Annotated in this window: 15 protein-coding genes; 3 read left to right on the top strand and 12 right to left on the bottom strand. The window is 71.7% G+C overall.

Features of this window, described 5'->3' with window-relative positions; genetic code table 11:
- The first annotated feature begins 4 nt into the window (after nucleotides 1-4).
- Nucleotides 5-5005 carry a type I polyketide synthase gene (locus tag JK364_RS04850; protein ID WP_201847806.1) on the top strand — a complete coding sequence of 1667 codons (5001 nt, stop codon included), beginning with the start codon at nucleotides 5-7 and terminating at the stop codon, nucleotides 5003-5005.
- 39 nt (nucleotides 5006-5044) lie between these two features.
- On the opposite strand, the gene JK364_RS04845 is transcribed toward JK364_RS04850, so the two are convergent.
- From JK364_RS04845 to JK364_RS04820, 6 genes are all read right to left on the bottom strand, one after another.
- On the bottom strand, nucleotides 5045-5875 hold the full coding sequence (locus tag JK364_RS04845; protein ID WP_201847804.1) for an ATP-binding cassette domain-containing protein: 831 nt from the start codon (nucleotides 5873-5875) through the stop codon (nucleotides 5045-5047).
- Nucleotides 5872-6903, bottom strand: a complete 1032-nt coding sequence (locus JK364_RS04840; RefSeq protein WP_201847802.1) for an ABC transporter ATP-binding protein — start codon at nucleotides 6901-6903, stop codon at nucleotides 5872-5874. The genes JK364_RS04845 and JK364_RS04840 overlap by 4 nt, the downstream gene beginning before the upstream one ends.
- Nucleotides 6903-7766 carry an ABC transporter permease gene (locus tag JK364_RS04835; protein ID WP_201847800.1) on the bottom strand — a complete coding sequence of 288 codons (864 nt, stop codon included), beginning with the start codon at nucleotides 7764-7766 and terminating at the stop codon, nucleotides 6903-6905. The genes JK364_RS04840 and JK364_RS04835 overlap by 1 nt, the downstream gene beginning before the upstream one ends.
- Nucleotides 7763-8731 carry an ABC transporter permease gene (locus JK364_RS04830; RefSeq protein WP_201847798.1) on the bottom strand — a complete coding sequence of 323 codons (969 nt, stop codon included), beginning with the start codon at nucleotides 8729-8731 and terminating at the stop codon, nucleotides 7763-7765. Before JK364_RS04830 ends, JK364_RS04835 begins: the two co-directional genes overlap by 4 nt.
- Complete coding sequence (locus JK364_RS04825; protein WP_307841156.1) at nucleotides 8728-10347, bottom strand: ABC transporter substrate-binding protein; 1620 nt, start codon at nucleotides 10345-10347, stop codon at nucleotides 8728-8730. The genes JK364_RS04830 and JK364_RS04825 overlap by 4 nt, the downstream gene beginning before the upstream one ends.
- Before the next feature lie 100 nt (nucleotides 10348-10447).
- Complete coding sequence (locus JK364_RS04820) at nucleotides 10448-12124, bottom strand: amidohydrolase (protein ID WP_201847795.1); 1677 nt, start codon at nucleotides 12122-12124, stop codon at nucleotides 10448-10450.
- A 127-nt stretch (nucleotides 12125-12251) separates the two neighbouring features.
- Between JK364_RS04820 and JK364_RS04815 the strand changes: the two genes are divergently transcribed.
- Nucleotides 12252-12947 carry a TetR/AcrR family transcriptional regulator gene (locus tag JK364_RS04815; protein ID WP_201847793.1) on the top strand — a complete coding sequence of 232 codons (696 nt, stop codon included), beginning with the start codon at nucleotides 12252-12254 and terminating at the stop codon, nucleotides 12945-12947.
- Between the two features lie 27 nt (nucleotides 12948-12974).
- Here JK364_RS04815 and JK364_RS04810 read toward each other — a convergent pair whose 3' ends face one another.
- Nucleotides 12975-13841: an alpha/beta fold hydrolase gene (locus tag JK364_RS04810; protein ID WP_201847791.1), complete on the bottom strand. Its 867-nt coding sequence runs from the start codon at nucleotides 13839-13841 to the stop codon at nucleotides 12975-12977.
- A gap of 172 nt (nucleotides 13842-14013) precedes the next feature.
- Between JK364_RS04810 and JK364_RS04805 the strand changes: the two genes are divergently transcribed.
- The gene (locus JK364_RS04805; protein ID WP_201847789.1) at nucleotides 14014-15273 is read left to right on the top strand and encodes a cytochrome P450; all 1260 of its coding nucleotides are present in this window, start codon (nucleotides 14014-14016) and stop codon (nucleotides 15271-15273) included.
- Nucleotides 15274-15364: 91 nt separating this feature from the next.
- On the opposite strand, the gene JK364_RS04800 is transcribed toward JK364_RS04805, so the two are convergent.
- Genes JK364_RS04800 through JK364_RS04780 form a run of 5 tightly spaced genes read right to left on the bottom strand, consistent with a single transcriptional unit; the run spans nucleotide 15365 to nucleotide 22063 of the window.
- On the bottom strand, nucleotides 15365-15775 hold the full coding sequence (locus JK364_RS04800) for an acyl carrier protein (RefSeq protein WP_201847787.1): 411 nt from the start codon (nucleotides 15773-15775) through the stop codon (nucleotides 15365-15367).
- Between the two features lie 36 nt (nucleotides 15776-15811).
- On the bottom strand, nucleotides 15812-19711 hold the full coding sequence (locus JK364_RS04795; protein ID WP_201847785.1) for a type I polyketide synthase: 3900 nt from the start codon (nucleotides 19709-19711) through the stop codon (nucleotides 15812-15814).
- Nucleotides 19708-21138, bottom strand: coding sequence for an NAD(P)/FAD-dependent oxidoreductase (locus JK364_RS04790; RefSeq protein WP_201847783.1), 1431 nt, complete (start codon nucleotides 21136-21138; stop codon nucleotides 19708-19710). Before JK364_RS04790 ends, JK364_RS04795 begins: the two co-directional genes overlap by 4 nt.
- A 26-nt stretch (nucleotides 21139-21164) precedes the next feature.
- Complete coding sequence (locus JK364_RS04785) at nucleotides 21165-21641, bottom strand: nuclear transport factor 2 family protein (protein WP_201847781.1); 477 nt, start codon at nucleotides 21639-21641, stop codon at nucleotides 21165-21167.
- A 35-nt stretch (nucleotides 21642-21676) separates the two neighbouring features.
- Nucleotides 21677-22063 (bottom strand): nuclear transport factor 2 family protein, encoded by a 387-nt coding sequence (locus tag JK364_RS04780; protein WP_230991302.1) that lies wholly within the window; start codon nucleotides 22061-22063, stop codon nucleotides 21677-21679.
- Nucleotides 22064-22109: the final 46 nt, after the last annotated feature.

Raw genomic sequence — 22109 nt, 5'->3', positions numbered from 1 at the left:
ACTGATGTCGGGTACGGAAGAGAAACTCCGCCAGTATCTGAAGCGGGTCACGGTGGATCTCGGGCAGGCCCGTCAGCGGCTGCGCGAGATGGAGGAGCGGTCCCAGGAGCCGGTGGCCATCGTGAGCATGGCCTGCCGCTACCCCGGTGGTGTGGGCTGCCCCGAGGAGCTGTGGGAGCTGGTGGCCTCCGGTGGCGACGGCATCACCGCGTTCCCCACCGACCGCGGCTGGGATCTGGAGGGCCTCTACCACCCGGACCCCGACCACCCCGGCACCAGCTATGTCCGGCACGGCGGGTTCCTGGACGGCGCCGACCGCTTCGACGCGGAGTTCTTCGGGATCAGCCCGCGCGAGGCCCTGGCGATGGATCCGCAGCAGCGATTGCTGCTGGAGGTGGCCTGGGAGCTGTTCGAGCGCGCGGGTGTCGACCCGGTGACGGCGAAGGGCAGCCGGACCGGTGTGTACGCGGGCGTGTCCAGCCAGGACTATCTGTCCCGGATGCCCCAGGTCCCCGAGGGCTTCGAGGGCTATGCCACCACCGGCAGCCTCACCAGTGTGGTCTCCGGCCGGGTGGCGTACACCTTCGGTCTTGAGGGCCCGGCGGTGACGGTGGACACGGCGTGTTCGTCGTCGCTGGTGGCCATGCATCTGGCGAGTCAGGCACTGCGCCAGGGCGAATGCGATCTGGCGCTCGCGGGCGGGGTCACCGCGCTCACCACACCGACCGCGTTCGCCGAGTTCTCCCGGCAGCGCGGGCTGGCGCCGGACGGCCGCTGCAAGTCCTTCGCGGCGGCCGCGGACGGCACGGGCTTCTCCGAGGGCGTCGGCCTGGTGCTGCTGGAGCGGCTGTCGGACGCGCGGCGCAACGGACATCGGGTGCTGGCCCTGATCCGGGGCTCGGCCGTCAACCAGGACGGTGCCAGCAACGGCCTCACCGCGCCCAACGACGTATCGCAGGAACGGGTGATCCGGCAGGCGCTGGACAACGCACGGCTCGCCGCCGATCAGGTCGACGCGGTGGAGGCCCATGGCACGGGCACCTCCCTCGGCGACCCGATCGAGGCACACGCGCTGCTGGCCACCTACGGCCGGGACCGGCCCGGTGAACGGCCCCTGTGGCTGGGGTCGCTCAAGTCGAACATCGGCCATGCCCAGGCGGCCGCCGGTGTGGCCGGTGTGATCAAGATGGTGATGGCGCTCCGCCACGAGACGCTGCCGGTGACCCTGCACATCGATGAGCCGACCTCGCATGTGGAGTGGGAAGGCGGCGGGGTACGGCTGCTGACCGAACCGGTGGCGTGGCCCAAGGGCGAGCGCTGCCGCAGGGCCGGGGTGTCCTCGTTCGGGATCAGCGGCACCAATGCCCATCTGATCCTGGAGCAGGCCCCCGAGCCGAGTCCCCCTGCCGGGCAGGAGGAGGCCGATCCGGAGGAGCCCGCCGACCGTGAGTCTCAGGCGGTGGCGACGGCGGTGGCGCCCTGGGTGCTGTCCGCCCGTAGCGGCCGGGCCCTGCGGGCGCAGGCCGCCGCGCTCGCCCGGCGGATGGCCGCCGACTCGGGGCCGTCCACCGCCGAGGTGAGCTGGTCGCTCGTCACCACCCGCTCGGTGTTCGACCACCGGGCCGTGGCCGTGGGCGAGACCCGCGAGGAGCTGATGGCGGCCGTGGAGGCGCTGGCCACCGGCGGGACGCACCCGGCCCTGGTCCACCCCGGTGGCGCCGCCGTGGCCGGGGACCTGGGCCCGGTGCTGGTGTTCCCCGGCCAGGGCTCGCAGTGGGCGGGCATGGGCGCCGAACTGCTCGATGCCTCACCCGTGTTCGCCGCCCGCGTGGCGGAGTGCGAGCGTGCCCTGGCGCCGTACGTCGACTGGTCCCTCACCGATGTGCTGCGCGGCGCCGACGGGGCGGGCCACCTGGGCCGTGTCGACGTCGTACAGCCCGTCCTGTGGGCCGTGATGGTGTCGCTCGCCGCGGTGTGGGCAGGCCACGGCGTACGTCCAGCGGCGGTGATCGGGCACAGTCAGGGCGAGATCGCGGCGGCCGTGGTGGCCGGGGCCCTGTCGCTGGAGGACGGTGCCAGGGTCGTGGCGCTGCGCAGCAAGGCGTTGCGGCGGCTGGCCGGTGGCGGGGCGATGGCCTCCCTGGGAGTGAGCCGTGAGCGGGCCGGGAAGCTGCTGGCCGGGCTGGGCGATCAGACGGCGGCCGTGGGCGTGGCGGCCGTCAACGGCCCCTCGTCCACGGTGATTTCCGGGCCGCCCGAGCAGGTGGCGCACGTCGTGGCGGCGTGTCAGGAGGCGGGCGACCGGGCCCGCCCGATCGAGGTGGACTACGCCTCGCACAGCCCCCAGGTGGACGAGATCGCCGACGAGCTGACGCAGGCCCTGGCCGGAGTCCGGCCGGTCCCGTCCACGGTGGCGTTCTACTCCACGGTCACCGCCGGCCGGATCGACACCACAGCCCTGGACACCGGTTACTGGGTGACCAACCTCCGGGAACCGGTGCGGTTCGCCGACACCGTCCGGGCGCTGCTGGCCGATGGCCACCGTGTGTTCATCGAGAGCAGCACCCATCCCGTACTGACCGTCGGCATGCAGGAGAGCTTCGAGGAAGCCGGGGCCGACGCGGTCACCGTGCCCACGCTCCGGCGCGACCACGGCGGCCCGGCGCGGCTGATCGAGTCCCTCGCGCTCGCCTTCACGGCGGGTGTCGCGGTCGACTGGACCACCCTCCACCCCACCGGCCCCACCGCCCCGCGCACCGTAGACCTGCCCACCTACGCCTTCCAGCGGGAGCGGTACTGGCTGGCCGACTCCGTGTCCTTCGACACGCGGGCCCCGGCGGACGAGGAGGAGTCCCGGTTCTGGGCCGCGGTGGAGGGAGAGGACCTGAGCGCGCTCTCCGAGACGCTGAGCCTCCCGGACGACACCGGCCACCGGACCTCGCTGGGCACCGTGCTCCCCGCGCTCTCGACATGGCGCCGCGCCCGGCGTGAGCGCTCCGCCGCGGACTCCTGGCGCTACCGCGTCGAGTGGCGGCCCGTCACCGATGGCGCTCCCGCTGCCGGGGGCTCCTGGCTCGTGGTCCACCCGAAGGCCCCCCATGCCTGGACCGACGTGTGCGTACGGGCGCTGGGCGCGGACGGCGGCCGGGTGCGGCGGCTGGAGGTGGCCGAGGACACTGACCGCGAGGGGCTCGCCGAGTCGCTGCGCTCCCGGTGCGCCGAGGAGCCGCCACCGACGGGCGTCCTGTCGCTCCTGGCCCTGGACGACGAGGCGCCGTCACCGCTCCCCGGCGTGGCCCCCGGCCTGACCGGAACGCTCACCCTGCTCCAGGCGCTGGTGGACGCCGCCGTCACCGCGCCCCTGTGGTGCGCCACCCGCGGTGCGGTCGCCATCGACGACTCCGACCCCCTGGACGCTCCCGACCAGGCCCAGCTGTGGGGGCTCGGCCGGGTGGCCGCCCTCGAACACCCGGACCGATGGGGCGGGTTGGTGGACCTGCCCAAGAGCCCCGACACCCTCGCCGCGGAGCGGCTGCGTGCCCTGCTCACCGGTGCCTCGGGCGAGGACGAAGTGGCGCTGCGCCCCGCCGGTGCGTACGGCCGCCGGCTCGTCCCCGACCCGATCGGCGGCCGGGCCCCGCGGCGCGCCTGGCAGCCCCGGGGCACCGTGCTCATCACCGGAACCGCCGACGGGCCCGCCGCCCATGTCGCCCGCCACCTGGCCGCCGACGGGGCGGAACACATCGTGATGCTGTGCCCGGGAGGCGGCGATGCCCCCGGCGCCGTGGAGCTGAAGGCCGAACTGGACGCGCTCGGCACCGGACTCACCGTGGCCGACCACGCGCCCGCCGACCGGGAAGGCACCGCGCGCCTGGTCGAGCGCGTGGCGGAGGCCGACGGTCGGATCGGGACCATCATCCACACCTCGGCCTCCGGCGAGCTGGCCCCGCTGATGGAGCTCACCCCGCGGCGGCTGGCCGAGGAGATCCGCGCCCATCTGGACGACACCGGGCGCCACCTGGACGAACTCTGCGGCATGGGCGCCGAGGACACGGTGGTCTACTTCTCCACCGTCGCCGCGTCCTGGGGCAGCAAGGACCACGGCTCCTACGCGGCCGCCACCGCCTGCCTCGACGCGCTGGCCCGGCGCGACCGGGCCGACGGCCGGTCCACCGTCTCGATCGCGTGGGGGCTGTGGGACCTGCCGTACGGCGGTGAGGCAGCGGACGCGACGACGGTCTCGCACACCGAGCGCTCCCGGCGGCAGGGCCTGTCCCCGCTGGACCCCGGGCCGGCGCTGACCGCACTGCGCCAGGTCCTCGACCACGACGATCCGGGCGTCACCGTCGCCGATGTGGCATGGGAGCGCTTCGCGCCGCTGTTCACCCTCGCCCGTCCCAGCAGGCTCTTCGACGGTGTCCCGGCCGCCCGCCAGGCCATCGAGGCCGCGCGGGGATCCGAGGCGGACACCGGCACCGACGAGGCGTCGGCGCTGCGGCGGGAGCTGGCCGCCCTGCCCGGGGACGAGCGGGTCGAGCGGCTGCTGGCGCTGGTACGCGCCCAGGTGGCGGCCGTACTGCACTATCCGGCGCCGGAGGCGGTCGAGCCGGACCGCCCGTTCAAGGAGCTGGGGTTCGACTCCATCGCGGCCGTGGAGCTCAGGAACCGGCTGCGCGCCGGCACGGGGCTGAGCCTGCCGACCACGGTGGTCTTCGACTATCCGACCCCCCGCACGCTGGCGGGCCACCTGCTCACCGAGGTGGACCCGGGGGAGGCCGACGCGGCGCATCCGGTGTCCGGACACCTCGACGAGGTCGAGGCGGCACTGGCCGGGCTGCCGACCGGTGACCCGCGCCGCGCCGGTCTGGTGAACCGGTTGCAGGCCCTGGTGTGGAAGTACACCGCCACCGCGCAGGAGGCCGATGAGCCCGCGGGCGAGCAGGATCTGGCGGCGGCCACCGCCGATGAGGTGTTCGCCCTCATCGACCGCGAGCTCGGGGTCTGACCGGCGGTCGCGGGCCCCGGGCCCGCGACCGCCGGTGCGTCAACCGCTGTGCTCCCGGCGTCGGCTGCTGATCGAGTCGGGGTCCCAGCCCGGTCGGGGAACGGACGCCAGCAGAAGCTGTGTGTAGGGGTGTCCGGGGTCGGTGAGGAGGTCCGCGACGGGGCGGTGTTCCATCGTGCGGCCCCGGTACAGAACGAGCGCCTCGTCGCACACGTATCGCACGACGGCCAGGTCGTGGCTGACGAAGACCAGGCCGATACCGGTGTCGCGGCGGATGTCCCACAGGAGGTTGAGCACCTGCGCCTGTACGGATACGTCAAGGGCCGACACCGCCTCGTCGAGCACGAGCACGCCGGGTTCGACGGCCAACGCCCGTGCGATCGCGGCCCGTTGGCGCTGCCCCCCGGAGAGCTTGCGGGGGAGCGCGGCCGCCTCGCGCTCGCCGAGGCCGACCTGGGCGAGCAGCTCCCTGGTGCGGGTGGCCCGGTCCGCCCGGTCCGTCATGCCGTGCAGGCACAGCACCCCGTCGATGGTCGCGCCGATGCTGATGCGCGCGTCCAGCGAGAGGTATGGGTCCTGGAAGACGATCTGGACCGCCTTGGCTCGGGCGAGGCGGGCCGCCTTGCCGCGTACGGTCGCGGTCAGCGGCTCGCCCTGGACCAGGATCCGTCCCGCGTCGGGGCGTTCGAGGCCGATCAGCATCCGGGCCGTGGTCGTCTTGCCGGAGCCCGACTCTCCTACGATGCCGAGCGCGCCGCCGGCCCGTACGGAGAACGACAGGTCGTCGACCGCGACGACCTCCGCCCTTCCCGTCCGGTAGGTCTTGCGCAGACCGCTCACTTGGAGCAGCGTGTCCGTCTCGCTGGTCAACCGTCCTCCAGGTGGGGTGAGTTGGGAGCGGGCGCCGTCGCGGCGAGCGCGTCGGGTGCGGAGGTGAGGTCGTCGGCGCGGTGGCAGGCGACCTGGGCCGTGCCGTGCCGCTCCAGGGGCGGTGGTGACTGGTCGCAGACGCCGGGCCGGGCGAAGCGGCAGCGGGCCGCGAACGAGCAGCCGGGGGCGGAGTCGAGCAGACCCATCGGGGCCCCGGGGATCGGAGTCAGCCGGGCGGGCGGGCCGTCCGGCGCCGACAGGGGAGGGGACGAGCCGAGCAGGCCCGCGGTGTAGGGGTGGCGAGGCGCGGCGAAGAGTTCGGCGGTGGGGGCCGTCTCCACGATCCGCCCGGCGTACATCACGTAGACGCGGTCGCAGGCGGCGGCCGCGAGTTCGATGTCGTGGGTGATGAGGAGCAGGCCCAGGTCGCGTTCGCGTTGCAGCCGCCCCAGGATGGCCATGATCTCGGCCTGGGTACTGACGTCGAGGGCGGTGGTCGGTTCGTCGCACAGCAGCAGCCGGGGTTCGGTGGTGAGCGCTCCGGCGATCATGACGCGTTGGAGCATGCCACCGGAGAGCTGGTGCGGATACTGGGTCAGGTGCCGGGCGGGGTCCGGGAGGCCGACCGCGGCGAGCAGTTCGGCGGCCCGTGCCTTCGCACGGTCCTTGGCCCAGCCGTGGCTGACGCGCAGCGACTCGGTGAGGAAGTCCCCGATGCGGCGCACGGGGTTGATGCCCGCCCGGGGGTCCTGGAAGATCATCGACGCCTTGGCCGTACGGATGGTCCGCAGGCCGGTGGCGTCGGCACTCACCAGGTCCGTCCCATCGACCCGGACATGGCCTTCGACGTCGGCCCCCGCCGGGAACAGGCCGAGGGCGGCGCGGGCGGTGACCGACTTCCCGGAGCCGGATTCACCGACCAGGGCGACGATCTCACCTGCGGCCACGGTCAGATCGACGCCGTCGAGAACCGAGCGGGCCATGCCGGGCAGGGCGATGCTCAGGGCCTCGTACTCGAGCAGTGCCATCAGGAATCCCTTCCCGCGAGCCGGTCGCCGAAGTTCTCTCCGACCACGTTGAAGGCGACGACGACCAGGACGACCGCGACTGCGGGCACGATCGACGACAGCGGCTGCCCCTGCAGCACCGCGGCCTGACTCTGGTTGATCATCGCGCCCCAGTCGGGTGTCGGCGGCTGAACGCCAAGGCCCAGGAAGGACAGGGCGGCGAGGTCGAGCAGCGCGTAGCCGAAGTTGACGGTCGACTGGGCGAGCACGGTCGGGCCGATGTTCGGCAGCAGTCGGCGCACCGCCACGAACATCCCGGAGTGCCCTTGCACACGGTAGGCGGCGATGTAGGGCCTGGCCTGCTCCTGCAAGGCGAGGCCGCGCACCAGCCGGGCGGTGTACGGCATGTACGCGAGGGACATGGCGATCACCGGTGCGGTCATCCCCTTGCCGAAGACCGCCACCGCGAGGATCGCGACGAGCAGCGCGGGGAAGGCGAACAGGACGTCGATCAGCCGCCCGATCACGGTGTCGACCCAGCCGCCCCGCCAGGCCGTGAACAGCCCGACGGCGATGCCCGTGACGGTGGAGAACAGCACCACCGTGAGCGGCCCGACCAGGCTCGTACGGCTCCCTTCGACGAGGGCCGAGAACGTATCGTGCCCACCCTGGTCCGTGCCCAGCCAATGCCCGGCGCTCGGGCCCACGAGCCCCGAGCGGAGGTCGCCGTAGGTCGGATCCTGCGGCGCGAGCCACGGCGCGAACACCGAGACCAGGACGAACAGGACCAGAAAAAGCAGGCACAGGTTCTGCAGCCACCCGCCGCCCAAGGACCGCAGCCGGGCGACCGGACCGCGCATCACGCCTGGGATCTGTACGCTCATCGTGCGCTCCCCGCTGCCGCCACCCGCGGATCGATCAGCGGGTGTACCACGTCCACCAGGGCGTTGACCACGACGAACGCGGCCACCACGAGCAGCACGATCGCCTGCACCACCTGGAAGTCCATCTGGTTGACCGACTGCACGAGCAGCGATCCCACGCCCGACATCCCGAACGCGGTCTCCACGATCGAGGTGCTCACCAGCATTCCCGAGATCAGGAGCGCGGAGACGGTGACGATCGGTCCGAGCGCGTTGCGCAGCACATGACACCGGATCACGGTCCACCGTGGTGTGCCACGGCTCACCGAGACCTCGACGTGCTCACGGCCCAGCTCCTCCAGCATCGCCGACCGGGTCACCCTGGTCACCAGCGCCATGAACGTCACCGACAGGGCCACCGCCGGAAGCACGACATGATGCAGCCGGTCGAGTACGCCGGTGCCATTGCCGATCGTCGGGAACCAGCCGAGCCGCACCCCGAACTGCGACCTCAACAGCACTGCGACGACGAAGGCGGGCGCGGCGGCCCCCACCGTCACCAGAAGCATCAGCACGGAGTCGGTCCGGGTGCCGCGGCGCAGCGCGCCGACCATGCCCGCCGCGATGCCCACCACCGCGATCAGCAGTGCCGACACCCCGACCAACAGCAGCGTGGCCGGCAGGCGCGACCAGATGACCGAGCTGACGTCCTGGTGGAAGATGTAGGACCGGCCGAAGTCGCCGTGCAGCACCTGGTCCAGCCAGTGCCCGTACCGGACCAGGAACGGCTGGTCGAACCCGTACTGGTGGCGGATCTCGGCGAGTTCCTGCGGGCTCGCGCTGCGGCCGCGCACCAGGAAGCTCGCCGGGTCGCCGGGCGCCAGGTACAGCGAGGAGAACACCAGGAACGAGGTGACCAGGAGGGTCGTGGCCATCCCGGCCAGTCTGCGCAGACCCTCGAGCGCCCGTGTCGCCGTGCGGTTCATCGCTTGGCTCCGATCTCGGCCGCCCACGGGTAGTACAGGTAGGCGATCGACGGCTGGACGCCGGTGATCCGGTTGCCGAGGAAGACGCTCACGGGCTGCGTGAGCAGGGGCAGCCAGGGCAGTTCCCGCAGGGCGATCCGCTGCGCCTTCGCGTTGGCTTCCGCGTGCGCGGCCGGTTCGTAGGTGCCGATGGCCTGCTCGACGGCCTTGTCGAAGTCCTTGTTCGACCAGCCCCCGTAGTTGGTGGACGCGCCGGTCTCCAGGGAGGTGTACATGTCCAGCGGATCGGTGATCGACGTGTACCAGAAGGTGAGGAACAGGTCGATGCCCTTGCGGGCGGCGGGGTCGGTGAAGAGCGTCGAGTACTTCTCCGGGGGGAGCGTGTCGATCTTGGGGTCGAGCCCGATGTCCTTGGCCGCCTGGGCGACCGCCTGTGTGGTGATCGTCGACTGCGAGTCGAGCGGGCTGGACGCGATGACGATGCGCTGGCCCCGCACTCCGGCCCGCTTCGCGAGCTTCTTGGCCCTGGCCGGGTCGTACGGGTAGCGCGGCACGTCCTTGAGGAGGGCCTTGCGGGTCGCGGCGGGCGCTTTGTTCCACATGTTGTCGGTGACCAGCGAGTCGGCGACCTCACCGACTCCGCCGGCGCCCGCCTTGACGATGCCCTCGCGATCGATGGCCATCATCAGGGCCCTGCGCACCCGGGTGTCGCCCAGCGGGCCCTTGAGATCGCCGACCACCTCGTCGGCGACAGTGGTGTTGCGGCCGAAGTAGAGCTTTCCCGCCTGGGACGAACCGAGTTGGGCGTAGGAGTCGGTGGGGACCATCCAGCCGCCGTCCACCTCACCGCTCTGGAAGGCGCTGACGCGGGTCGTCGCATCACTCAGGAACACGAACTTGACCTGGCCCGCCTTGGCCCTGAGCTTGGGGTTCCAGTAGCCGTCGAACTTCTTGAGCACGAGCGACTGGCCCGGGTTCCAGGACCCGAACGAGAACGGCCCGGTGCAGTTCACACCGCCCTTGGGGCTGCCGTAGTCCTTGCCCGCCTTGGCGAGGGTGGCGGCGGACTCGACGGTGCCGGGGCTGGCCGCCATCTCCTGGTTGAAGGTCGAGTCCGGCTTCTTCAGCCTGACGGTGACCTCCAGCGCACCGGTCTGGTCGATCGACTTCACATTGCGGAACGCGTTGGCCCAGGCGCTGCCCACGGCGGGGTCGAGGTGGCGGCGCAGTGAGGCGACGACGTCGTGGGCGGTGAGCACCGTCCCGTCGTGGAAGCGCACATGGGGGCGGATCTTGTAGACCCAGGTGGTGGGCGTCGGATTGCGGTACGAGGACGCGAGGTTCGGCGATGTCGTCAGATCCGGGTTCCAGCGCAGCAGGCTCTCGCAGACGTTGGAGAGGATCTGGTTGGGCGGGTAGTCGAAGGCGTAGGCGTAGTCGATCGAGGTGGGCTCGGCGTAGATCGACCAGCTGAAGGAGTCAAGTGCCCCTGCGGCGGCGGGAGTCCGGTGCGTGAGTTGGTACGCGGCACCCGTGCTGCCGCTCTTGTCCGAGTGCGCGGTGCCGCTGCACGCACCGGTGGTGAGCACCGTGGCCACCGCGAGGAAGGTCCCCACGGTGCGCCGCGATGGTCGTGTCCGTCGTCTCGTTCCTGCGCTCCCTGTGGGCATCGTCTGGCTCCGTCCGGGGTGGGCTCGGTGAAGTAGCGGGGATACGTCAGTCGGTCGCGGCGAAGACGAGCCGGCCGTCGATATAGGTCCGGCGCACCCGGGCGTCGGCGATCTCCTGGGAGGGACCCGCGAACGGGTCGCGGTCGAGTACCACGAGATCCGCGTACTTGCCTTCCTCGATCGTGCCGGTCACGTCGTCGAGGTGGTTCACCCAGGCGCTGCCCGCGGTGTACGCGGTGAGCGCATCGGCCAGGGACAGGGCCTGCTCGGGGTAGAACGGCGCGTACGGCGCTTCGGGGTTCTCCTCCGGGGGCACCGTGCGGTTGACCGCGACATGGATGCCCCACAGCGGGTTGGGGCTGCTCACCGACCAGTCGCTGCCCGCGACCAGGCGGGCCCCGGCGCGCCGCAGATCCCCGAACGGGTACTGCAGGGCGGCCCGCTCGGGGCCCAGGAACGGGATCGTCAGCTCGTCCATCTGCGGTTCGTGCGCGGCCCACAGCGCCTGGATGTTCGCGGCCACCTCCAGGCTCGCGAAGCGTCCGATGTCGTCGGGGTGGACGACCTGGAGGTGGGCCATGTGGTGCCGGTTGTCATTGACGCCATTGGCGGTGCGGGCCGCGGCGAGCGCGTCGAGGGCCTCACGGACGGCGCGGTCGCCGAGCGCGTGGAAGTGGACTTGGAAGCCGGAGCGGTCGAGCGCGCACACCGCCTCGGTGAGCAGCGCGGGTTCGACGAAACTGAGCCCGGAGTTGGCGGTGGGGCAGCCACAGCCGTCGAGGTAGGGCTCCAGCATTCCCGCGGTGAAGTTCTCCGCCACGCCGTCCTGCATGATCTTCACGCTGGTGGCGTTGAAGCGGCCCACCTGTCCGGTGCGGCGGCGCTCCTCCAGCTCGGGAAGTTGTTCCAGGCCGCGTTCGCGGTCCCACCACAGGGCGCCGACGACGCGGGCGAGCAGCGAGCCCTCACGGGCCGCGCGCAGATAGACATCGAAGTTGTCGGGGTTGCCGGGGAAGGCGCCGATCATGGCGTCCTGCCAGCCGGTCACCCCCAGCGAGAAGAGGTACTCCTGCGCGGCGAGCAGCCCGGCGTACGCCTCGTCCGGTGTCGCGACCGGCATATGGCGGGCCACCAGTTCCACGGCGCCCTCGTGCAGGGTGCCCGCCGGGGTCCCGTCCGGCTCCCGCTCGATCCGGCCGTCCGCCGGGTCGGGGGTGTGGCGGTCGACCCCCGCGAGGTCGAGTGCGCGGGTGTTGGCCCAGGCGCCGTGGCCGTCCCGGTTGGTGAGCAGGACGGGCCGGTCCGGCACCACCGCGTCGAGCATGCCGCGCGTCGGCGTACCCCCGGGGAAGCTGTCCATGGACCAGCCGCCACCGCGGATCCAGGCCGCGTCCGGATGGTCCTTGGCGTACTGGGCCACCACCGCGAGACAGCCCTCGGCGGTGCTCCGCTCGCCCAGGTCGCAGCCGAGCATCAAGGACCCGCCCACCACGGGATGGACATGGGCGTCCTGGAACCCGGGGACGAGCAGTCCGCCCTCCAGGTCGACGACTTCCGTGCTGGCCCCGGCGAGCGACCACACCGTGCTCGCGTCGGCGACGGCGAGGATCCGGCCTCCCGCTACGGCGACGGCGGCGTCCACCGGGATGGGCGTTGTTCCGGCTCCGGTGAAGACCCGGCCACCCACGAAAACGGTGTCGGCCTGTTGGCTGCGCTGTGCCATCGAAGCAACCTCCGGCTCGGCGGGCTGACCCCGCTGGCTTGTTGTTGTGGAGGAGTGAACGGCAGCGCAACGCTGTTGTCAACGGTATTGCGCTGATCGCTTCCTGGATCGATACACTGGCCGCACCATGCCGAAGTCACCCGCCAACACGGCCCGGAGCAAGCGCGCAGGCAGTCAGCTGACGCCCGACGCGATCATCGACGCGAGCCTGCGCATCGCGGCCCGCGGTAGCGAGGACGCCTTCACCGTCCGGCGCCTGGGCGAGGAGCTCGGTGCGGACCCGACCGCGATCTACCGGCACTTTCGCGACAAGGACGAGCTGCTGCTGTCCGTCGCGGACCGCACGCTCGGCGAGGTGCTCGACAGCATCCCCGAGGGCCTCGACTGGAAGGGGCGCATCCGGGCGCTCGCCGACGGCTCGCTGGCCGTCGCCCTCAAATACCCGGTGGTGGGCTCGGCCATGGCGAGCCGGACCACCCGGCGGCCCAACGAGTTCCGGGTCGTCGAACTCATCCTCGGCGCCGTCATGGAGGCCGGACTCGAGGGCGCCGAGGCGGCCCGCCACTACCGCATGGTCGCGGACTCACTCCTCGCCTATGTCGGACAGCAGGCCGCCTATCTCCTGTTCGACGCGGAGGCCCGCGCGGCCGACGAGTCCGCCTGGACCCGCGAGTACCGGCTGGTCGACCCGCGGGCATTCCCGAACATCACCCGCCTGACCGCCGAACTCGCCGAGGTGACGGACGAGCAGATCTACGAGGCCATGGTCGGGGCGCTGATCTCGGCGATCGAGAGGCGGGCCGAGACCCTGCGGAGCGCTTAGCCGTCGGTGGTGGGGGTGCCGTGCCGGTCAGCGAGCGGTGCCGACCGGCCGGAGGCCACGCGCCAGGTCGAGCAGATCGTCGGCCACCCGCCGGGGGTGCTGGGCGTGCAGATCGTGCTCGGAGTCGAGATACTCACGCATCGTCGCATGGCGCAGATCGGCCGTGGTCTCCCTGATCCGGGAGCGGATGCGGTCCGCCCACTTCGCGTCCGCGCCCTTGGGGATGGCGGGCATCAGCAGGGTGGGCACGTCGATGGCCGCGTACCACGGCCTCGGCGGCTCGTTCCAGATGCTGTGCAGGATCGACATGTGCTGCTCGGTGGACATGCGCCGGGACAGCGACCCGTCCGGGTTCTCCCGCATCGTGGCCACCGCGGCCTCGATCGCCGCCGGGGACCAGTCCGGGTGGATGGCGCGGAAGTAGTCGCTCACGCTCCGCACGGTGGCGCCCTCCAAGGACGCCGGCCGCAGCGCCCCGACGAACGCGTCCCAGGAGGAGAACGCCTTGGCCGGCTCCAGCCAGCCGCCGTCCACCAGGGCCAGCGCGGCGACCAGCTCGGGGTGCTCGGCGGACAGCCGCACCGAGATATTGCCGCCCCAGGAGTGACCGGCCACCACCGCCCGGTCCAGCCCGAGGGCGGCGGACGCCGCCACCAGATCCGCGACCGCGGTCGGGATGTCGTATCCGGTCTCCGGTGCGTCGGAGTCCCCGTGGCCGCGCAGATCCACCGCGTACACCGCATGGCCCGCGGCGGCCAGATGGTCGGCGACCTCGTCCCACAGCCGGGCGCTCGACGCCATGCCGTGGACCAGGAGAAAGGGAAGCGACGCCGTTCCCGGCCGGTGCCGGAAATGCAATTTCACATCGTCGGTTACGGGCACGGAAAGATCCATGGCGGAATTCTAGCCGGACCGTCCAATCCGATTCGACCGCTGGGGATGTGAGGTCTGCGCGAATTAGCGGCGCTTTAGCGGGCGGCGAGATGCTGGATGGCCGGGCGATTCATACTCTCATGCCGATCCACCTCCCTTGCCGACCGTAGACTCCGAGCCGAAGTGAGGCGCCGTGTATCCCCCGGAATCCAGGTTCGCCCATATCGACAACATCGACCTCACCGACTTGTCCTTCTGGGCACGGCCGTACGGCGACCGCGACGCCGCCTTCGCGGCGCTGCGCGGACGGCCGGAGCCCGTTCTCTTCCGCGAGCCGGTCATGCCCGGGTTCGGGCAGGGGTCCGGCTATTACGCGATGGTCCGGCATGCCGATATCGCCGAGGTGAGCCGGCGCCCGCAGGACTTCGGTTCCGTGCCCACCGCGATCAGCATCATCGATCTGCCGGAGGAGTTCAACAACTTCTTCGGATCGATGATCAATATGGACAATCCCCAGCACGCCCGGATGCGCCGGCTGGTCTCCCGCGCGTTCGGCCGGGGAATGGCCGCCGAGTTCGAGGCGGCATCCCACAAGGCGGCCCGGAAGATTGTCGACGACCTCATCGCGGAAGGGCCCGGCGACTTCGTCCGGAAGGTCGCGGCGATCATGCCGATCGCCGTGCTCAGCGGCATGATGGGGATTCCCGACGACGACTACGAGTTCATTTACGACCGGTCCAATATCATCGTCGGCACCTTCGACCCCGAATATGTTCCCCGAGCCGATCAGGCCACCGCCGCCCTGCTGAAGACCTCCCATGAACTCGCCGACTACATCGCACGGCTCGCCGCCGACCGCACCCGCAACCCCACGGGCGATCTGATCACCCGGCTGGTGCAGGCGCAGATCGACGGTGAGCGGCTCAGCCCCGAAGAGCTCTCGTCGTTCTTCATCCTGCTCGTCGTCGCCGGAATGGAGACGACCCGCAACGCCATCTCGCGCGGTCTGGTGCTGCTCAGCGACCACCCGGAGCAGCGGAAGCTGCTGCTCTCCGACTTCGAGACCTACGCGCCGGGCGCGGTCGAGGAGATTCTGCGGGTCGCGACCCCCATCAACTGGATGCGGCGCACCGTCCGGCGCGACTGCGAGGTGAACGGCCACCGCTTCAAGGAGGGCGACAAGCTGCTGCTCTTCTACTGGTCGGCCAACCGGGACGAGGACGTCTTCCCCGACCCCTACGAGTTCGACATCACCCGGGACCCCAATCCCCATATGACCTTCGGGTCGGTCGGCCCGCACTTCTGCCTGGGGGCCCATCTCGCCCGGATGGAGGTCACGGTGCTCTTCCGCGAGCTGTTCAGCCGGCTGCCGGAGATCCGCACGGTGGGGAAGCCCCGGCGGCTGGTGGCCAGCTTCGTCGAGGCCATCAAGCATGTGGAGTGCGCCTTCTGACACACCTGCCCCGCACCATCGAAAACGCCGCGCGGGAGGGGGCCGATCCCCCTCCCGCGCGGCGTTGTGCCCCGTGGGGGTGCGGGCCGGACTAGGCCGTGGCGCCGTCACCGGAGTTGACCGCGGCGTACGCCTCGGCGAGGTAGTGGCCGAGCTGGGTGGGGGTGGGGTACTCCAGGATGGCGACGAGGGGGATCTCCACGTCGGTGAGCGTCATCAGATTGCGGGTGAGCTCGAGAGCGGTCAGCGAAGTGAGCCCGTTCTCCAGGAAGTTGCTGTCGTCGTCCACCGTGGTGGGTGCCAGGACGTCGGCGAGCTGCGTCCGTACGGTCTCCCGCAGGATGTCCTCGCGCTCCTCGGCCGTGGCGATGGCGAGCGCCTGGTGCAGCGCCGCCCCGTCGAGTGCGGTCTCGCTCTTCTCCGTCTGCATCGCCGATCCGTCTCCTTGAGCTTCGGTGCTGTCGCCGGGGGTGTGGTTGTTGACCTTGGTGTGTGCGTTCATGGGTACTCCCGCCTGGTTGGGGCCGGTCGGCGTCGGTCACCGACCGCGGTGCGTATGCGGCGTGCTCGAAGGGCCGGAGACGTCATCGAAGAGCCGATGCGTTCCCGGCTCGGAGACGTGTCCGGTCATCCAGGCCCAGTCGATGTCCGCGATGACCACGGACGCCGTGTCCGCCATGACCGCCTGCCGCAGCAGGGCGGCGGCCGAGCGCTGGGGGAGTGCGGGCAGCCCGTTGGCGCGCAGCTGCTTGGCGGCGCCGACGGCCGTGTCGGGGTCGTCGACCGAGCCCCAGCACACCGAGGTCGCCGGTACGCCCCTTGCCCGGCACTCCTGGGCGAGCGCGCCCAGATAGGCGTGCGCCGGTGCCTGGTTGCCCAGACCCGGACCGGGCAGGACGCCCACGATCGAGCATCCGAGCACCAAGGCCGACAGCTCATGGTGGCTGCCGAGGGCGCAGAGGTTCACCGCGCCCGCCACCGTGGCCGCCCACTCACGCTCGATCCGCGCCACCTCCAGCTGCCCCGCCTCCGCGGCCAGGGGCGCCGTGAGATGCAGGACGGCCGTCAGCGGGAACTCCGCGGGAATGCCCGCGACGGCCGTGGCCAGCGCCTCCGGGTCCGCCACGTCGACGGTGGCCACGGACGTCCGTACGCCGGAGGCGCCGAGCTCGGCCGCCAGCTCGGCGGCCGGTGGCACGGTGTTGTCGATGAGCAGCAGGTGTTCGGCGCCGTCCTCGGCCGCCCAGCGGGCGGTGTGGGCGCCCAGGGCGGTGCCGGCGCCCGTGATGAGGACCGTTCCCCGGAGCCGTCGGGCCCGGGTGGTGAGGGCCGTGGGGACGTCGCGCACCAGGCGCCGGGCGAAGCAGCTGTCGCCCCGTACGGCCACTTCCACTTCGCCGTACGCCCCGGCCAGCACCCCCGCGAGCCGCCGCCCCGCGCGGTCGTCGAACCTGTCCGGCAGCTCGACCAGCCCGCCCCACCAGCGTGGACGCTCCATCGCCAGCGCGCCGCCCAGGCCCCAGAACCCGGCCTGCTCCGGACGGGACATCGGATCGCCCACGTCGACGCTGACGCCACCGCGGGTGGCCGGCCACACCGGCGCCTCGACCCCGGCCCGCCGCAGCGTCTCGAACAACTCCACCGTCGGGGCGAGCGCCGGGCTCCGCCCGTCGTCGGCCGGGGGCCGAGCGGCTTCCAGGGCCAGCAGCGAGAGGACCCCCGCGACCGGCCGCCCGGCGACGGCCTCGGCCATCCGCCGGGCCGGCGCCTCGTCGTCCCCCGGTGTGGTGTCCGGAGCGAACACGACGGTCTCCGCGCCATGGTCGCGCAGCGCGGTGGTCACGGCGGCCACCGTGGCGTCGTCCCCGCCGTCGCCGGACGTCACGACCAGCCAGGTGCCGGTCAGCCGTGGTGCCGGCGGGTCGGGGAGGGGCTTCCAGGCGATGCGGTAGCGCCACTCCCGCTGCCGCCGCCAGGTGGCCAGGGCGGGCAGGATCTCCGCGAGCGCCTCTCGCCGGTCGGCGGGCACCTCGAGCGCCCGGGTCAGGGCCGCCGTGTCGGTACGTTCCACGGCATCCCAGAACTCGGCCTCCGCCCAGGTCTCCACCGTGGGCACGGCATCCGCCGGCGCCTCGTCCTCCAGCCAGAAGCGCTGCCGCTGAAAGGCGTAGGTGGGCAGTGCGACGGTGCGGGGAGCGGGGTCGCCGGCGAACACGGTGGCCCAGTCCACGGTGGCGCCCATGGTGTGCGTACGGGCCAGGCCGCACATCAGCTCCCGCACCTCGGACCCCTCGCCGCGGAAGGGTGACAGCACCAGCGCCGCCGGGGCGGAGGGCAGCATCGCCGCCGGCCCCAGCTCCCACACCGCACCGGCCTCGTCGAGCGAGGGCATGGGCGGCCGCTCGTACTCCACCGCGCCCGGATCGGCGCCGGCGGCCACCAGCCGACACGCGTGGGCGAGATCGAGGGCACCGGTGATGTGCGCCGCCGCGATCTCACCGACCCCGCAGCCCACCACCGCGCCGGGGCGCACCCCCACCGAGGCCAGCAGCCGGGCCAGCGCGATGTAGAGGGCGAACAGCCCGGTCCGGGAGGACGCGTCGTGTTCCCCCTCCGTCCCGAGCAGCTCACCGACCTCGTCGAGGGCCGTGGCGAAGACGGGGAACCGGTCGTACAACTCGGCTCCCGTCCCCGGCGGATGACCGCCCTCGCCACCGAAGGCGAACACCGTCCCGCTCGCCGAGGCCGCCGCGCCGTTACGGGCCACTTCGGGCCCCACCACCGAGGGATGCGGCTCACCGGCCGCCAGCGCGGCCAGCCCCGCCCTCAGCTCGTCCGGCCCCCGGCCGACCACGACCGCCCGGTGGTCGAACACCGACCGCGTGGCCACCAGCGACCAACCGACGTTTGTGGGGGACGGCCCGGGAGCGGCCACATGCGCCGCCAGCGCATCGGCCTGGTCGCGCAGCGCCGCCGCGCCCCGCGCGGACAGCACCCACGGCACCACTCCCGGGTCGCGGGCGCCGGCCTCGTCGGCGGCGCCCTCCACCGGTTCGGCGAACTCCTCCAGAATCACATGGGCGTTGGTGCCGCTGGCGCTGAACGAGGACACACCGGCCCGCCGTGGCCGGTCCACCCGCGGCCAGTCCATCCGCTCGGTCAGCAGCCGCACCGCGCCCTTGCGCCAGTGCACCAGCCGGGTCGGCCGGTCGATGTGGAGCGAGCGTGGCAGCACGCCCCGGCGCATCGCCATCACCATCTTGATCACGCCGGCCATTCCGGCGGCGGCCTGCGTATGACCGATGTTCGACTTGATGGACCCCAGCAGCAGCGGCCGGTCGTCCGGCCGGTCCTGTCCGTACGTGGCGAGCAGCGCCTGGAGCTCGATGGAGTCGCCGAACGCGGTACCCGTGCCATGCGCCTCCACCGCGTCCACGTCCCCCGTGGACAGCCGGGCGTTCGCCAGGGCGTCGCGGATCAGCTGCTGCTGGGCGGGGCCGTTGGGCGCGGCCATGCCCGTACTGGCACCGTCCTGGTTGATGGCCGAGCCGCGGATCATGGCCAGCACCGGATGGCCGTTGCGCCGTGCGTCGGACAGCCGCTCCAGCAGCAGCAGACCGGCGCCCTCCCCGTACACCATGCCGTCGGCGGCGTCCGCGAACGACCGGCACCGGACATCGGGGGACAACTGGCGCTGGCTGGAGGCCACTTGGAACACGCTCGCGGTGTACATGATGGCGGCGCCACCGGCCAGCGCCAGTGTGCACTCGCGCCGCCTCAGCGCCCCGGCCGCCAGATGCATCGCCACCAGCGAGGACGAACACGCGGTGTCCAGGCTGACCGCCGCGCCCCGCAGACCGAGGGTGAACGCCACCCGGCCCGAGGACACACTGCCCGCGTTGCCGTTGCCGACGTGGCCCAGCAGACCCTCGGGGATCTCGTCCAGACGCGAGGCGTAGTCGTGGTACATCACCCCCGTGTAGACGCCGGTCCGGCTGCCCCGCAGGGTGTGCGGATCGATGCCCGCGCTCTCCGTCGCCTCCCACGCCAGCTCCAGCAGCATCCGCTGCTGCGGTTCGACGGCCGCCGCCTCCCTGGCGCCGATGTCGAAGAACTCCGCGTCGAAGTCGGCCGCGTCATAGATGAAGCCACCGGCCCGCACATACGAGGTGCCGTGGTTCTCCGGATCGGGGTGGTAGAGGTTCTCCAGGTCCCAGCCCCGGTCGGTGGGGAAGCTGGAGACGGCGTCCCGCCCGTCGGCCACCAGGTCCCACAGCTGGGCCGGGGTGCGCACCCCGCCGGGAAAGCGGCAGGCCATGCCGACGATGGCGATCGGCTCCTCGAGGCCCTCCTGGACCTCCCGCAGCCGCTGCCGGGTCTCGTGGAGCTCGGACGTGGTCCACTTCAGATAGTCGACGAGCTTTTCCTCGTTGCTCATGAGCCGCCCGCACCCACTGTGCTGCGCGGGCTCAGATCCACCAGAGCCAGCTCATCGGCGGTCAGCGGCGGCTCGGTGAGCTCCGGGAGGACCCGGTCCTTCTGCATCAGCGACAGGAAGCGGCTGGACGCCAGCTCGGACTGCGGGGCGGTGAGGCTGATGACATCGGTCACCACATCACACACCGCCGAGGAGCGGATCGACCGGTCGGCGATCAGATCGGAGAAGCGCTGCCGCGCCACGGCCCCGCCCGTCAGCCGTGGATCCGTCGTGTTCATCCGGCAGTTGACGTACTCCACGTCCTTGGACGCGGCCATGACCCAGGGGTCGTCCACGGTGGCGCTGATCGCCTGCTGGGCCCGGTGTGTCGTTCCCCCCGCGATCCCGGACCGCTGGAGCTCGGTGTCCAGCGCGGCGGCCGCGCGGGCCGCCGAGCTCATGCCATGGCCGTAGATCGGGTTGAACGCGGCCAGCGCGTCCCCGAGCACCAGCAGCCCCTCCGGCCAGATGTCGAGACGCTCCGGATACAGCCGCCGGTTGGCGCCGACCCGCGAGACGGCCACCGAGGTCAGCGGCTTCGCGAGCGCGATGAGATCGGCGACCAGCGGATGGCGCAGTGTCCGCGCGTAGGGCAGGAACTCGTCGTCGTGGGTGGGCAGTCCGGCGCCCCGGGTGCACGACAGGGTCACCATCCAGGTGCCGTCCTCCTGCGGATACACCACCCCGAACCGGCCCGGCTCGCGCAGCCGGTGGTCGGCGGCCACGTTGACGGCGGGGAATCCGGCCGCGGCGCCCGGTGGACCCTGGTACACACGGGTGGCGTACGCGATGCCCGCGTCGACGATGTCCTCCTCCAGCGGCGGCACCTCCAGCGCCGACAGCCAGTGCCGGAGCCGGGAACCGCGCCCGGAGGAGTCGACCACCAGATCGGCCTCCAGGGTTTCGCCCGCCCCGGTGTCCATATCGCGCACCCGGACCCCGGTGACCCGTTTGGCGTCGCCGATCAGATCGAGGATCTCGGAGCGCTGACGCACGGTGATCCGCCCGGTGGCGAGCACGCGGTCGCGGACCTTCCAGTCCAGGAACGGGCGGGTGCACATCAGGGCGTACTGCCGCGGCGGAAAGCGGTGCTGCCAGCCGTGGGACGTCAAGGTCACCAGGTCCTGATGGAAACCGATCCGGCGGGCGCCCGCGTCCAGCAGTTGGTCGATCATGCCCGGCAGCAGCGTGTCCACGATGCGCGCGCCGCTGGACCACAGCACATGGACATGGCGTCCCTGCGGCGATCCCTTGCGGTGCCGGGGGCCGTCCGGCAGCACATCGCGCTCCACGACGGTGACGCGCTCCACATGGCGGGCCAGCACATGGGCGGCCAGCATTCCCGCCCAGCCTCCGCCCAGAACGATTCCGTGTGTGGGTTCGGTCATGGTTCTCGCTCTCCTCCCTTCACCGCTTACGGCTTTCCCATCGGACTGGGGCTGCCCTTGGCCTGGACCATCTTGGCGAGGTTCTGGGTGACCGCCATGAAATGCGCGACACCGGTGAGTTCGGGGCCGTCGCCCACTTTCGTATCCGTGATGCCCCAGAACGCCTGGGCGTGATGGACCAGACCGTCATCACCGAGCTCGATCACGCCGATGATGCTGAAGGTGAGTTTGGCCGGCGCGTACACCGTGACCGTGGTCGGCACCGCCACCCTGCGGCCGTCCATGGAAGTGACCGGACGACCCGGGGTCTCATGCACCTGGCATTCGATGGACCAGGCGATGTGTTCGCGAAGCGCGTCCTTTCCGATGAGCGGGGGCGCGCCGACCGGGTCCTCGAAGACGATGTCGTCCGAGAACAGCTCCAATACGGCCTCGACATCACCCTCGTTCATGCGCCGCGCGTATTCCAGAGCCATCCTCTTGAGGGTCGCCTCATCGGCCATGAACGCCTCCTGTGCGGTGCGGGGGTTGTCGGGGATCAGCCGGTGATACCAATGTCCGACCTCCCCCAGAACATCTGCAGTTCCTGAATGAGGCCGCCGGCCCCCGCGCGCATCATCAGGACGTAGTCCCAGGTGATGCGGGAGTTCTCCGGGGCGTCCGGGGCCGTCAGCCAGCCGCGCTCGGCGAATCCGGGGCCTTTGGGCAGATAGTCCATGGTGGCCGTCACCGGCACCAGGACATGCACCCCGTCCTGCCCCGCGACCGGCTCACCGGGAATCTCGGAGATACCCGCCGCGGCGAGCTCCTCGAAATGCGCCCGAAGGGCGTCCCGCCCGGTCCTGCGCCCCGATCCGACCGGATCCTCGAACGTGACCTCGTCCGCGTAGAGTTCGAGAAGCCCATCGATATCCGCGGCGTTCATCCGGCGGCTGTGCTCGAGAATGAGCTTCTTCCGGCTTCGCTCATCA

This window comes from Streptomyces endocoffeicus (assembly GCF_016741935.1).
Classification (GTDB): domain Bacteria; phylum Actinomycetota; class Actinomycetes; order Streptomycetales; family Streptomycetaceae; genus Streptomyces; species Streptomyces endocoffeicus.
This window is presented reverse-complemented; position numbering and strand designations above follow the sequence as displayed.